Here is a 13132-nt window from a genome sequence, read left to right as displayed (position 1 = left end):
GGCTACTCCCGTCCGAGGGGTCTCAGTTCGTACTTGGGGTTGAACAGCACCCGGCGGCCGCGGCTCATCGAGATCCGGCCCGACGCGATCAGCTTGCGCCCCGGCTCTATGCCCACGATGGAGCGCCTGCCGAGCCACACCACGTCCAGCGCGGCGGAGCCGTCGAACAGCTCGGCCTCCAGGGCCGGGACTCCCGCACGCGGCCGAAGGGTGACCGTGCGCAAGGTACCAGTAACCGTCACTATCTGGCGGTCCTGGCAGTCTCCGATCCGGATGCAGCCGGCCGTCTCGCTGTCTTCGCGCAGTTCCTCGGACTCCAGGTCCTCCTGCGACGAGGAGAGCCGGTCGAGCATGCGCCGGAAACGGCCCGCCGGCTTTTCGGAACGAGGGACAGCACTCATATCTGAAGCGTACCGGGGCGTACTGACGAAGGGCGAGGAGCCTGTTTCCCGAAGGCGACACCCTCACTTCTCGAAGCGACAGCCCGTCCCGGTCTCGGTGATGAAGTGCTTCGGCTGCGAGGGGTCGGCTTCCAGATTCCGCCGCAACTGCGCCATGTACACGCGCAGATAGTTCTTCTCCGTCCCGTACGACGGCCCCCACACCTCCTGGAGCAGCTGCTTCTGCCCGACCAGGCGTCCGCTGTTGTGCACGAGGACCTCCAGCAGGTGCCATTCCGTGGGGGTCAGCCGTATGTCCTTGCCGCCCCTGTTGACCTTCTTCGCGCCCAGGTCGACGGTGAAGTCGCCGGTGTCGACGATCACGTCCTCCAGACCGTCGCCGGCCGGTTCGGCCCGGCGTACTGCGGCCCGCAGCCGGGCCAGCAGCTCGTCCATGCCGAACGGCTTGGTGACGTAGTCGTCGGCGCCCGCGTCCAGCGCCTCGACCTTCTCGTCGGAGGTGTGCCGGGCGGACAGCACCAGGATCGGCACCCGGGTCCAGCCGCGCAGGCCCCTGATCACCTCGACACCGTCCATGTCGGGCAGCCCGAGATCGAGAACGACCACGTCGGGGTGGCGGGCGGCGGCGAGCCGGAGGGCGGTGGCACCGTCGTGGACCGCGTCGACCTCGTACGTGCGTGCCTTGAGGTTGATCACAAGTGCGCGCACGATCTGCGGCTCGTCGTCGACCACGAGGACGCGGGTCATGAGGCCTGCCTTTCCGGTTCTGTCGCGGGGTGGTGCTCAGGGGCGGTTCCCGCAGCGCGGAGGGTGAGGACCATGGTGAGCCCGCCGCCGGGGGTGTCCTCGGCGTCCAGGGTGCCGCCCATGGCCTCGGCGAAGCCGCGTGCCACCGCGAGGCCCAGGCCCACGCCGGCGCCGCGCGGGGCGTCCCCGCCGGGCCAGTGCCCCGGTGTTGGTCATGGCGTGTCCGAGACGGTTGGCCAGGGCGTTGTGCCCGACCTCGGAGACCGGCCGAGCCCGAGCTTCAGCGAGCCGCCGCACAGCAGGTCCCGGCGCCGAGCTGGTACCTGGCGTGAAGCCGAACCCGAACGCAAAGCGCCTTCATGAACAGACGCGTTGGACGAAGACACCAGGTACAGACCATGCGGCCTCAAGGTTCCGCGCACGAGAAAGGGCCCACGAGAAAGGGCCGCACCCCGGCGGGGGTACGGCCCTGGGCGTCCCTACGGGTCAGCGGACCTCGGTGATCTCCGGTCCCCGCTGGAGCTGGCCCATTCCGCCGGCGAAACGGGAGCCCTCCTCCTGCTGCTGAACGCCCTCGGGGACCATCTGGGCGTCGTCCGGCAGCTTCAGGACGATCGGGTCACGAGGCGCCATCGGGCCCTCTCCGCGCACCACGACCGTGTCCCGGAAGATCTGCTCGAGCAGCCCCGCGGCCTGCGGCTGTACCGCGCCCTGGCCCGAGATGACCCCGCGCAGGAACCAGCGGGGGCCGTCCACACCGACGAACCGCACGACCTGGAAGCCGCCGGTGCCGTCCGGCAGCTGTACGGGCACCTGGGCGCGCAGCTCCCAGCCCAGCGGTCCCTCGACCTCGTCGACGATGCCGCCCTGCTGGGTGATGCCGGTGCCGATCTCCTCACGCACCTCGCCCCAGATGCCCTCGCGCTTGGGTGCGGCGAAGCCCTGCAGCTGGATGGCGCTGTCGCGCAGCACGACCGTCGCCGCCACGATCGCGTCGCCCGCGACCTCGACCCTGAGCTCCATGCCGTCGACGCCCGGCACGAACAGACCGCCCAGATCGACCCGGCCTTCGCTCGGGTCACGCACCTCGGAGCTGTCCCAGGGCCCGTCGGGGCGCGGCGCCGGCTCGAGCCTCAGACGCCCGCCCTCGCCCGCCTCAGTGTCGACACCGTCGACGACCTGCTCGGCCTCGCCGGCCGCGTCCTCGGCGGCATCCCTCTTCTTGCGACGTCCGAACACGTCACTGTCCTTCCCGGTCGGATACGACCGAAGCGTATCGATTCCCACCCGCCTGACCGCCGATGGCGGCCTGACCGCTTGTGCCGTTCGTCCCGTCCACCGCCGCATGGCCTCCGGTGGATCCGAAGCCCCCCTCGGCCCGCGCCGAGCCGGGAAGCTCCGCCACCTCCTGGAAGCGGACCCTCTCGACCTGCTGGACTACCAGTTGGGCAATCCGGTCGAAGCGCTCGAACCGCACGGCCTCGCGCGGGTCGAGATTCACCACGATCACCTTGATCTCCCCACGGTACCCGGCATCAACCGTCCCCGGGGCATTCACCAGGGCGACGCCGCAGCGGGCAGCCAGACCGGATCGCGGGTGCACGAAGGCCGCGTACCCCTCCGGCAGCGCCACAGACACCCCCGTGGGCAGCACGGCCCGCTCGCCCGGCCCCAGTTGGCACGCCTCGGTGGTGCGCAGATCGGCCCCGGCGTCACCGGGCCGCGCGTACGACGGAAGCGGCACGTCGGGATCGACGCGCCGGATCAGCACGTCCAGCGGCCGACGGCTCACGGGGCTCGTGGGAGTCATGGGGAGATCCGTGCTCATGGGGGAATCCGTGCTCATGGGGCTGATGGGGCTATCGGCTTGCAAGGGGCGGGCCGTGCTCACGGGTTCACCTCGAAGGCACGAGCGCGCCGGACCTGGTCCGGGTCGTTCATGGCCGCCTGGATCTCCTCCTGGCGGCCGTGGTCCACGAAGTGGTCGACCTTCACCTCGACGAAGAGCGCGTCCGCGCGCACGGCGACGGGCCCGTCGGGGCCGCCGACGCGTCCGGTCGCGGTGGAGTAGATCTTCCGCCCGGCCACCGCCGTCACCTCCGCCTCCAGGTACAGCGTGGTGCCGACGGGCACGGGCCGCACGAAGTCGGTCTCCAGCCGCCCGGTCACCGCGATCGTGCGCAGCAGCCAGTTCAGCGAGCCGAGGGTCTCGTCCAGGGCGGAGGTGAGCACGCCACCGTGCGCGAGGCCCGGAGCGCCCTGGTGGGCGGGCTGGACGGTGAACTCGGCGGTGAGCGACACGCCTTCACCGGCCCGCGCCTCCAGGTGCAGCCCGTGCGGCTGGTCGTCGCCACAGCCGAAACACGCGCCGTAGTGCGCGCCGAGGAGCTCGCCGGGCGCGGGCGCGTCCGGGTGCCGCACCGGCTGCACGGCGTCGACCGGAGGCTGAAGAGCTGCGGAAGTACGACTCACAGCCGGAGACCTTACCCGCGCGTCCGCCCCTCCCGGACACCGTGTCAAGCTTGGCCCCATGCAGCTCTCCGCCGCCCCGTACGAAGAACGCCTCACCGCCCCGCGGACCTGGTGGCTGATCTCGTTCCTGGTGGGCGTCTCCATGGCCCTGATCCTGCTCCCGTTCGGCACGCTGCCGATGCTCGGCGGCCTGGCCGGGGGCACCGCGGTGGCGGCCGTCGCCGCGAGCTCGTACGGCTCGGTCCGCATCCGCGTGGTCGGCGACTCCCTGATCGCGGGCGAGGCGAGGATCCCGCTGGCGGCACTGGGCGAGGCCGAGGTGCTGGACGCGGAGGAGACCCGCGCCTGGCGCACCTACAAGGCCGACCCGCGCGCCTTCCTCCTGCTGCGCGCGTACATCCCGACGGCCCTGCGGGTGGAGGTCACGGACCCGCAGGACCCGACTCCGTACCTGTACCTGTCCACGCGCGAGCCGGAGCGCCTGGCGGAGGCACTGCGGCCGGCGAAGCCCGAGTAGCACAGCCGAGCGGGACATCACCCGGCCGCCGAGTGCGCCCGCACGAGGTCGCCCGAGAGTGCCTCGACGTGCGGCTCCCGCGCGCCGAATCGACGCCGGTCTCAGCGGTCGTCGCCGCCGTGCCGGTCGTCGCCTGGGGGACCCTGGTGACGGCCCAGGGGGTCGCTGGTGATCTCGTCCATCTCCAGGACGTCCGCCGGACGTTCCAGGGCGGGGAGCGCCTCCAAGGCCTCCCAGGGCACCTGGATCTTGCGCAGGTCCCCACGGATCCGGCCGGCGAGCTTTCTCGTCTCGCCGCGGTTCATGACCGCCCCCACGGCGGCGCCCACCAGGAACGGCATCAGGTTCGGCATGCTGCGGACCATTCGCTTCATGATCCGCTGCCGTAGTTCGCGCTTCATGCGGCTGTTCAGCGCCGCGCTGAGTGTCGACGGCTTGGTCGCGTCGATCCCGCGCTCCCCCGACCACGAGTCGAGGTACGCGGTGCTGCGCTGCTTGAGGTTGCCGGGTGGCCGTACGCCGTAGACCTCGTGGAGTTCGGCGATCAGCTTCAGCTCGATCACCGCGACGCCGGTGACCTCGGCGGCCAGTTCCGTCGGCATCGCCGGGGGCACGGGGAGCATCGCGGCCGCGCCGATACCCGCCCCGACCGTCGCCGTCGCGTTCGCGGCGCCCGCCACGAGCTTGTCCGCGAGCTCCTCGGGCCCGAGGCCCGGGAACTGCCTGCGCAGCGTCGCCAGGTCCCGTACGGGCACGCGCGGGGCCAGTTCGATGATCCGGTCGGCGAGGTAGGCCAGTCCGGCCCGGGCCCGGTCGCCGCCCTTGCGGACGCCTTCCCTGGCCCGCTCCCGGATCGTCCCCGCCCGCCGTCTCGCGACGGGTGCGGGGACGTCCACGGACGCCGGGAGGTCACCCCGGTCCGCTGCCGGTTCGAGCGAGGCCGCCCCCGTAGCGGTTGAGCCTCGCTCGTTTTCACGCACGCCGTACCGCGGGCCGTCTGCCGGCCCTTCGTCCGCTTCCCGCTTGGAGAAGCGGCGCTTCCAGGGAGGGGTCGAGCCGGTCACGGCCGACCCGCCCTCAGTCGCAGTCGCGGCAGATCGGCTGACCGTTCTTCTCCCGGGCCAGCTGGCTGCGGTGGTGCACCAGGAAGCAGCTCATGCAGGTGAACTCGTCCTGCTGCTTCGGGAGCACCCGGACGGCCAGTTCCTCGTTCGAGAGGTCGGCTCCGGGCAGCTCGAGGCCTTCCGCTGCCTCGAACTCGTCGACGTCCACGGCGGAGGCCGACTTGTCGTTCCTCCGAGCCTTCAGCTCTTCCAGGCTGTCCGAGTCGACGTCGTCGTCGGTCTTGCGTGGAGTGTCGTAATCGGTTGCCATGGTCGCTCTCCCCCTCTGGGTGTCTGCGGTGTCTCCAGCGCACGTAACGCGTGAGAGGCCGGACTTGTGCCCGACCTGAGGCGGAGATTTTGCCTCACATCAAGGTCTGTTACTCAATCGACACCCAACCGGACTCCCCATGAGTGATCGGCTTGGATGGCGATGGGGACCGTACACGGTCCGAATGCTGCACGCCAAAGGCGTCTCACCGTGTACTTCCCGTGATCAAGACCCCCGAAAACCGGGATTATCCCGGCTTTCCGACAACGGGCATGATCACGGAGAGTAGATGACCGGAAAGGCGTCCCTGTGATCGATCACACACGGTGAACGCGCGGTGAAGCCTCAGAAATTCCGCGCAAAGCGAACATCCCCGGGTGCCGCCGAGTGAATCGGCGACATGATCTCAGATCGGCAGCGTGACGCGCATGACGAGTCCACCCCCCTCACGCGGCTGGGCGTAGATGTGCCCGCCGTGTGCCCGGGCCACGGACCGGACGATGGACAGCCCGAGCCCGACGCCCTTGTCGCTGCCCGTCCGCTCCGTGCGCAGCCGCCGGAACGGCTCGAAGAGGTTGTCGATCTCGTACGCCGGCACGACCGGGCCCGTGTTGGACACGACCAGGACCGCCTGGCCGTGCGTGACCTCGGTGGTGACCTCGACCCAGCCGCCCTCCGCCACGTTGTAGCGCACGGCGTTCTGCAGCAGGTTGAGCGCGATCCGCTCCAGCAGCACGCCGTTGCCCTGGACGACCGCGGGCTTCTGTTCGCCGCGGATGGTCACGCCCTTGCTCTCGGCTTCGCCGTGCACCTGGTCAATGGCCTGCCCGGCGACCTCGGCCAGGTCCACCGGGCCCCGCTCGACGATCTGGTTGTCGCTGCGGGCGAGCAGCAGCAGGCCCTCCACCAGCTGCTCGCTGCGCTCGTTGGTGGCCAGCAGGGTCTTGCCCAGCTGCTGGAGTTCGGTGGGGGCGCCCGGGTCGGACAGGTGCACCTCGAGGAGCGTGCGGTTGATCGCCAACGGCGTTCTCAGTTCATGCGAGGCGTTGCCGACGAAGCGCTGCTGGGCGGTGAAGGCGCGCTGGAGGCGCTCCAGCATGTCGTCGAAGGTGTCCGCCAGCTCCTTCAGCTCGTCGTCCGGGCCGTCCAGCTCGATCCGCCGGGAGAGGTCGGAGCCGGCCACCGCGCGGGCGGTGCGGGTGATCCGGCCCAGCGGTGACAGGACGCGGCCGGCCATGGCGTAGCCGAAGGCGAACGCGATGACCGCCAGGCCCAGCAGGGCCAGCAGCGAGCGGCTGAGCAGATTGTCCAGGGCGTTCTGGCGCTGCTCGTTGACGCAGTGGTTCATGGCGTTGTTGAACTCGGCGGGCGAGGCCTGGTCGGGCAGGTTGCAGATGTCGCTGGTGACCTTGCCCTCCACGATCTTGAACGGCAGCTCGCTGCCCACGTTCAAGGCCTGGGCGGCCAGCAGGTAGATGATCGACAGCAGCAGGATGCCCGCGATCAGGAACATGCCGCCGTAGAGCAGCGTGAGCCTTATGCGGATGGTCGGGCGCAGCCAGGGGACGGGCGGCACGGGCCTTCTGGGGTCCCAGGTGGGCTTGGGGGGTGCCTGCGGGGGCGCGGGGGACGCTGCCACGGGGTATCAGATCCGGTAGCCGGAGCCGGGGACGGTGACGATGACGGGCGGCTCGCCCAGCTTGCGGCGCAGGGTCATGACCGTCACGCGTACGACGTTGGTGAACGGGTCGGTGTTCTCGTCCCAGGCCTTCTCCAGGAGCTGCTCCGCGGAGACGACGGCGCCCTCGCTGCGCATCAGCACCTCCAGAACGGCGAACTCCTTGGGCGCGAGCTGGACCTCCTTGCCGTCGCGGAAGACCTCGCGGCGGTTGGGGTCGAGCTTGATCCCGGCGCGCTCCAGGACGGGCGGCAGGGGCACGCTGGTGCGCCGGCCGAGGGCGCGCACGCGTGCGATGAGCTCACTGAACGCGAACGGCTTGGGCAGGTAGTCGTCGGCGCCGATCTCCAGCCCCTCGACCCGGTCGCTGACGTCGCCGCTGGCCGTCAGCATCAGCACGCGCGTGGGCATGCCCAGTTCGACGATCTTGCGGCACACGTCGTCGCCGTGCACGAGGGGCAGGTCGCGGTCGAGGACGACCACGTCGTAGTCGTTGACGCCGATGCGCTCCAGGGCGGCCGCGCCGTCGTACACGACGTCGACGGCCATGGCCTCCCGGCGCAGTCCGGTGGCCACCGCATCGGCGAGCAGTTGCTCGTCCTCGACGACGAGTACGCGCACGTTCCTGGTCCTTCCTCATGTCCACCCGCGCAGCCCTGTAGGGCGCACGCGGGCAGGGGTCTTCGACGGTGCCTCGGTGTGTTGCCTCCATCCTGCCCTTTTCGGCCATAAGTCGGAGGTAAGGCGGGTGAGAGGCCGGTGATCCGGGGGGGATACGAGATTTTCTCCTCCGGTTAGGTTTCCACGGAAGGGAGCTTGGGGAGGACGGCTTTACATCCCACGATCACGCTCTGCTGGCGCCGCACCACCATGCGGTGCGCATCAATCCGCTTCCGCAGAGCGGGCGTGGCTGTCCGGCACCGTCGCCGCCCGGCCGAGCGGCGCTGGGCATCCACATGCGGCGTGATCGTCCCTTCCGAACGGCACACCCCCGTGCCATCGACCCACGACCCAGGACGAGGGGGCGCAGCATGGACGCATTCACCGCAGGACTTCTGCAGCGCATAAGGGCGACCGAGTCCGATCTGTCCCGGGCTCGCGACGAGGGCGACGAATTCCTCGTCGAAGTGGAGCAGGGCGAGCTCGACGACCTGCGCCGTCTCGCCGCCGAGCACGGTGTGGAGGTCGGCGCGACGAGCGTCTGATCAGGCCGTACGAAGCGGGCCCCGGCGAATCCAGCGCCGGGGCCCGCTCGGTTGTCCGCCGCTCAGTCGTGCCAGGCTCCGAAGTCCTCCAGGAGGCGCTGGAGAGGCTCGAAGACGCCGGGAGTGCCCGCCACTGCCAGATCGCCCGACGGGCGCTCCCCGGGGCGTCCACCGGTGAGCGCGCCCGCCTCCCGCGCGATGAGGTCCCCCGCCGCGAGGTCCCACGGGTGCAGACCGCGCTCGTAGTAGCCGTCGAGGCGTCCGGCGGCCACGTCGCACAGGTCGACCGCGGCCGAGCCGCCGCGCCGGATGTCGCGCAGCAGCGGGATCAGCCGCTGGGCCACGTCGGCCTGGTGGGCCCGGACGTCGGCGACGTAGTTGAAGCCCGTCGAGACCAGCGCCTGGTCCAGGGGCGGCGCGGGGCGGCAGACCAGCCCGCGCTCGCCGTCCCAGGCGCCGGTGGCCCAGGCGCCCCGGCCGCGCACGGCGTGGAACGTCTCGCCGCGCATCGGGGCCGCGACGACGCCGACCACGGTCTCGCCGTCCTGCTCGGCGGCGATGGAGACGGCCCAGGTGGGCAAGCCGTACAGGTAGTTCACGGTGCCGTCGAGCGGGTCGATCACCCAGCGGACGCCGCTCGTGCCCTCCGTGGCGGCGCCCTCCTCGCCGAGGACGCCGTCGTCCGGGCGGCGCTCGGCGATCAGGCTCGTGATCAGCTTCTCCGCCGCGATGTCCATCTCGGTGACGACGTCGATGGGGCTGGACTTGGTAGCGGCGACCGCGAGGTCGGCCGGACGCCCGTCCCGCAGCAGCGCCCCGGCGCGGCGGGCGGCCTCCTGGGCCAGGTCGAGCAGGTCCGTGTGCAGGGGGTCGGTCACGGGGCTCCTCACGCGTAGGTGCTGTCGGCGCCCGCGGCGGCGGGCCGGGGGGCGCGGGCCGGGCAGCAGCCGACCGGGCAGAGGTCGTGGCTCGCCCCGAGGGCGCCCAGGGCGCACGGCGTGACGTCCTGCCCGCGCTCGGTGGCGGCGCGCTCCACGACGAGCTCGCGGATCGCGGCGGCGAACCTCGGGTCGGCGCCGACGGTGGCCGAGCGCCGCATCGGCAGCCCGAGCTCCTCGGCCCGGGCCCTGGCCTCCGTGTCGAGGTCGTAGAGGACCTCCATGTGGTCGGAGACGAAGCCGATGGGGGCGATGACGACGGCCGGGACGCCGGCGGCGTGTCGTTCGTCGAGGTGGTCGCAGATGTCGGGCTCCAGCCACGGGATGTGCGGGGCGCCCGAGCGGGACTGGTAGACGAGCTGCCAGGGGTGGTCGACGCCGGTGCGCTCCCGGACGGCGTCGGCGATCTGCTGCGCCACGTCCAGGTGCTGCTTCACGTAGGCGCCGCCGTCGCCGTGCTCCTCGACGGGGCCGGAGGTGTCGGCGGAGGCTGTCGGGATCGAGTGCGTCGAGAAGGCGAGGTGCGCCCCGTCCCTGACGTCCTCGGGAAGCTCGACGAGGGACTGGAGCACCCCGTCGATCATGGGCTCCAGGAAGCCGGGGTGGTTGAAGTAGTGCCGCAGCTTGTCGACCTTCGGCAGCTCCAGGCCTTCCGCCTCCAGGGCCGCGAGCGCGTCGGCGAGGTTCTCGCGGTACTGGCGGCAGCCCGAGTACGAGGCGTAGGCGCTGGTGGCGAGGACCAGGACGCGGCGGCGGCCGTCGCGGACCATCTCGCGCAGCGTGTCCGTGAGGTACGGGGCCCAGTTGCGGTTGCCCCAGTAGACCGGCAGGTCCAGGCCGTGGTCGGCGAAGTCCTTGCGCAGGGCGTCCAGCAGGGCGCGGTTCTGGTCGTTGATCGGGCTGACCCCGCCGAAGAGGAAGTAGTGCTGTCCGACTTCCTTGAGGCGTTCCTTGGGGATGCCTCGCCCACGCGTCACGTTCTCCAGGAACGGGACCACGTCGTCCGGGCCTTCCGGGCCGCCGAACGAGAGCAGGAGCAGGGCGTCGTAGGGACTGACATCGCGCGCGTCTGGCATGAGTCGATCCTGCCACCCTGCACTGACAGCCGGGAAACGGCGGGGAGACACCTGCGCGGCGGACGGCCCGAAGCAGGCCTTGACGGGTGCGTCGGGCGCATCCCGAGGCGTAATCTGTGCCGACTGCGTTCGCAGCTTACTGAGTCTTCCGGAGACCCCGTGCCCAGCCCTTATCGCGCCCTGTTCGGAGCCCCCGGCTCCAAGGGCTTCTCCATCGCGGGTTTCGTCGGTCGTATCCCGATATCGATGATGGGCATCGGCGTCGTCACGATGGTCTCCCAGCTCACCGGGAGGTACGGCCTGGCCGGTGCCCTGTCGGCCACCATCGCGCTGTCCGCCGCGGTGGCCGGACCGCAGGTCTCGCGGCTGGTCGACCGGTACGGGCAGCGGCGCGTGCTGCGCCCGGCGACGCTGATCTCACTGGCCGCGGCGGCCCTCCTGCTGTGTGCGGCGCATTACGGGTGGCCGGACTGGGCGCTGTTCGCGGCGTGCGTGGGCATCGGCTGCGTCCCGAGCGTCGGCGCGATGATCCGGGCCCGCTGGGCGGCCCTGTACCGGGGGACGCCGCAGCTGCACACCGCGTACTCCTTCGAGTCCGTGATGGACGAGGTGTGCTTCATCATCGGGCCGATCATCTCCATCGGCCTGTCCACGGCCTGGTTCCCGGAGGCCGGTCCGCTGCTCGCCGCCTGCTTCCTGGCGGTCGGCGTGTTCTCACTGACCGCGCAGCGCGCCACCGAGCCCGAACCCCACCCGCGCGAGCGGCGGGGCGGCGGGACGGCGATGCGCTCGCGGGGCCTTCAGGTCTTGGTGGCCACCTTCGTGGCGACCGGGGCGATCTTCGGAGCGGTCGACGTGGTCACCGTGGCCTTCGCGGAGGAGGAGGGGCACAAGGCCGCCGCCAGTGTCGTCCTCGCGGTGTACGCGGCGGGTTCCTGTGTGGCGGGCATGGTTTACGGGCTGCTGCACTTCGCCGGGCCACCGGAACGCCGGTGGCTGCTGGGCGTGTGTGCCATGGCCGTGAGTATGATCCCCCTCCTACTGGTCGGAAACTTGCCGTTTCTGGCCGTGGCGCTGTTCGTTGCGGGTCTGTCCATCGCTCCGACGATGATCACGACCATGTCCCTCATCGAAGAGCACGTACCACGCGCGCAGCTCACCGAGGGGATGACCTGGGTGAGCACCGGGCTCGCGGCGGGTGTCGCACTCGGCTCCTCCGTGGCCGGCTGGGTGATCGACGCCGCCGGGGCGCGTGCCGGGTACGGGGTTCCGGCGGTGGCCGGGGCCGTCGCGGTCGCGGTGGGTTTCCTCGGGTTCCGCCGGCTCAAGCGACCGGCACCGGGTCGGGGAGGCTCCGTTGAGCAGCACAGCGAACGGAAAGAACGGCACGTGGCGTAACTGGGGCGGCAACGTCTCGGCCCGTCCGACGCGGGAGGTCACCCCTGCTTCCGTCGATGAGCTGGCCGCCGCGGTGCGGCGGGCCGCCGAGGACGGTCTGAGGGTGAAGGCCGTCGGCGCCGGGCACTCCTTCACCTCCATAGCCGCGACGGACGGCATGTTGATCCGCCCTCAACTGCTGACCGGCATACGCAATGTTGATCGCGAGAACATGACGGTCACGGTGGAGGCCGGCACCCCGCTCAAGAGGCTCAACGTGGCCCTCGCCCGTGAGGGTCTGTCGCTCACGAACATGGGCGACATCATGGAGCAGACGGTCTCCGGCGCCACCAGTACCGGCACGCACGGCACGGGCCGCGACTCCGGCTCGATCGCCGCCCAGATCACGGGCCTGGAGCTGGTCACCGCCGACGGTTCCGTCCTCACCTGCTCCGAGAAGGAGAACCCGGAGGTCTTCGCCGCCGCCCGCATCGGCCTCGGCGCCCTGGGCATAGTCACCGCGATCACCTTCGCCGTCGAGCCGGTCTTCCTGCTCGCGGCCCGCGAGGAGCCGATGCCCTTCGACAGGGTCCTCTCCGATTTCGAGGAACTCTGGGCCGAGAACGAGCACTTCGAGTTCTACTGGTTTCCGCACACCGGCAGCACCAACACCAAGCGCAACAACCGCAGCGCGGGCCCGGAGCAGCCCGTGCCGCAGCTCAAGAGCTGGTTCGAGGACGAGTTCCTCTCCAACGGCGTCTTCCAGGTGGCCAACTGGGTCGGCCGCGCGGCGCCCGCCACGATCCCCGCGATCGCCCAGATCTCCAGCAAGGCCCTGTCCGCACGGACCTACACGGACATCCCGTACAAGGTCTTCACGTCCCCGCGCCGGGTGCGCTTCGTGGAGATGGAGTACGCCGTTCCGCGCGCGGCCGTCGTCGAGACGCTGCGCGAGCTGAAGGCGATGGTCGACCGCTCCGGCCTCAGGGTCAGCTTCCCCGTCGAGGTGCGCACCGCCCCCGCCGACGACATCGCACTGTCCACCGCCTCCGGCCGGGACAGCGCGTACATCGCCGTCCACATGTTCCAGGGCACCCCCTACCAGCGGTACTTCACCGCGGCCGAGCGCATCTTCACCGCCCACGAGGGCCGTCCGCACTGGGGCAAGGTCCACACGCGGGACGCCGAGTACTTCTCCCGGGTGTATCCGCGCTTCGGCGAGTTCACGGCGCTGCGGGATCGACTCGATCCTGACCGGCTGTTCCAGAACGACTACTTGCGGAGGGTTCTGGGGGCGTAGGCGACGCACTGACACGGTCGCTCAACTGCACAAGAAGGGGCTGCGCG

At 70.8% G+C, this 13132-nt stretch carries 15 protein-coding genes and 1 pseudogene; 4 read left to right on the top strand and 12 right to left on the bottom strand.

Annotation, left to right across the window (positions count from 1 at the left end; genetic code table 11):
- Positions 1-2 precede the first annotated feature (2 nt).
- The 6 genes and pseudogenes from ACFY9S_RS22740 to ACFY9S_RS22715 all read right to left on the bottom strand — a co-directional run bounded on the left by ACFY9S_RS22740 (position 3) and on the right by ACFY9S_RS22715 (position 3620).
- Positions 3-401 carry an OB-fold nucleic acid binding domain-containing protein gene (locus tag ACFY9S_RS22740; RefSeq protein ID WP_078899176.1) on the bottom strand — a complete coding sequence of 133 codons (399 nt, stop codon included), beginning with the start codon at positions 399-401 and terminating at the stop codon, positions 3-5.
- Between the two features lie 63 nt (positions 402-464).
- The gene (locus tag ACFY9S_RS22735) at positions 465-1148 is read right to left on the bottom strand and encodes a response regulator (RefSeq protein WP_391131389.1); all 684 of its coding nucleotides are present in this window, start codon (positions 1146-1148) and stop codon (positions 465-467) included.
- Positions 1145-1336 (bottom strand): annotated as a pseudogene (locus tag ACFY9S_RS22730) (ATP-binding protein); the annotation flags it as partial. The gene ACFY9S_RS22735 and the pseudogene ACFY9S_RS22730, both read right to left, overlap by 4 nt.
- 298 nt (positions 1337-1634) lie before the next feature.
- Complete coding sequence (locus tag ACFY9S_RS22725) at positions 1635-2387, bottom strand: DUF3710 domain-containing protein (protein ID WP_391131387.1); 753 nt, start codon at positions 2385-2387, stop codon at positions 1635-1637.
- A 1-nt stretch (position 2388) separates the two neighbouring features.
- Entirely contained in the window at positions 2389-2958 is a 570-nt protein-coding gene (gene dut, locus ACFY9S_RS22720; RefSeq protein ID WP_391131618.1) for a dUTP diphosphatase, read from the bottom strand.
- 77 nt (positions 2959-3035) lie between these two features.
- Complete coding sequence (locus ACFY9S_RS22715) at positions 3036-3620, bottom strand: hotdog domain-containing protein (protein ID WP_391131385.1); 585 nt, start codon at positions 3618-3620, stop codon at positions 3036-3038.
- 58 nt (positions 3621-3678) lie between these two features.
- On the opposite strand from ACFY9S_RS22715, the gene ACFY9S_RS22710 reads away from it, so the two are divergent.
- Positions 3679-4137: a DUF3093 domain-containing protein gene (locus ACFY9S_RS22710; RefSeq protein ID WP_102908242.1), complete on the top strand. Its 459-nt coding sequence runs from the start codon at positions 3679-3681 to the stop codon at positions 4135-4137.
- 101 nt (positions 4138-4238) lie between these two features.
- Here ACFY9S_RS22710 and ACFY9S_RS22705 read toward each other — a convergent pair whose 3' ends face one another.
- The 4 genes from ACFY9S_RS22705 to ACFY9S_RS22690 all read right to left on the bottom strand — a co-directional run bounded on the left by ACFY9S_RS22705 (position 4239) and on the right by ACFY9S_RS22690 (position 7810).
- The gene (locus ACFY9S_RS22705; protein WP_391131383.1) at positions 4239-5201 is read right to left on the bottom strand and encodes a hypothetical protein; all 963 of its coding nucleotides are present in this window, start codon (positions 5199-5201) and stop codon (positions 4239-4241) included.
- A gap of 13 nt (positions 5202-5214) precedes the next feature.
- Complete coding sequence (locus ACFY9S_RS22700; RefSeq protein ID WP_003993510.1) at positions 5215-5511, bottom strand: DUF4193 domain-containing protein; 297 nt, start codon at positions 5509-5511, stop codon at positions 5215-5217.
- Between the two features lie 406 nt (positions 5512-5917).
- Positions 5918-7150 (bottom strand): ATP-binding protein, encoded by a 1233-nt coding sequence (locus ACFY9S_RS22695; RefSeq protein ID WP_391131382.1) that lies wholly within the window; start codon positions 7148-7150, stop codon positions 5918-5920.
- A gap of 6 nt (positions 7151-7156) precedes the next feature.
- Entirely contained in the window at positions 7157-7810 is a 654-nt protein-coding gene (locus tag ACFY9S_RS22690; RefSeq protein WP_003993508.1) for a response regulator transcription factor, read from the bottom strand.
- 410 nt (positions 7811-8220) lie between these two features.
- Between ACFY9S_RS22690 and ACFY9S_RS22685 the strand changes: the two genes are divergently transcribed.
- Positions 8221-8394: a hypothetical protein gene (locus tag ACFY9S_RS22685; RefSeq protein WP_179272427.1), complete on the top strand. Its 174-nt coding sequence runs from the start codon at positions 8221-8223 to the stop codon at positions 8392-8394.
- Between the two features lie 62 nt (positions 8395-8456).
- Here ACFY9S_RS22685 and ACFY9S_RS22680 read toward each other — a convergent pair whose 3' ends face one another.
- Both ACFY9S_RS22680 and ACFY9S_RS22675 read right to left on the bottom strand, forming a co-directional pair.
- On the bottom strand, positions 8457-9272 hold the full coding sequence (locus ACFY9S_RS22680; protein WP_391131380.1) for an inositol monophosphatase family protein: 816 nt from the start codon (positions 9270-9272) through the stop codon (positions 8457-8459).
- Positions 9273-9280: 8 nt separating this feature from the next.
- On the bottom strand, positions 9281-10408 hold the full coding sequence (locus ACFY9S_RS22675; protein ID WP_391131378.1) for a ferrochelatase: 1128 nt from the start codon (positions 10406-10408) through the stop codon (positions 9281-9283).
- 159 nt (positions 10409-10567) lie between these two features.
- On the opposite strand from ACFY9S_RS22675, the gene ACFY9S_RS22670 reads away from it, so the two are divergent.
- The gene (locus tag ACFY9S_RS22670) at positions 10568-11806 is read left to right on the top strand and encodes an MFS transporter (RefSeq protein ID WP_391131376.1); all 1239 of its coding nucleotides are present in this window, start codon (positions 10568-10570) and stop codon (positions 11804-11806) included.
- The gene (locus ACFY9S_RS22665; RefSeq protein ID WP_391131374.1) at positions 11766-13085 is read left to right on the top strand and encodes a D-arabinono-1,4-lactone oxidase; all 1320 of its coding nucleotides are present in this window, start codon (positions 11766-11768) and stop codon (positions 13083-13085) included. Before ACFY9S_RS22670 ends, ACFY9S_RS22665 begins: the two co-directional genes overlap by 41 nt.
- The last annotated feature ends 47 nt before the right edge of the window (positions 13086-13132 follow it).

The organism is Streptomyces sp. NPDC012474 (assembly GCF_042955185.1).
GTDB lineage: Bacteria > Actinomycetota > Actinomycetes > Streptomycetales > Streptomycetaceae > Streptomyces > Streptomyces cahuitamycinicus.
This window is presented reverse-complemented; position numbering and strand designations above follow the sequence as displayed.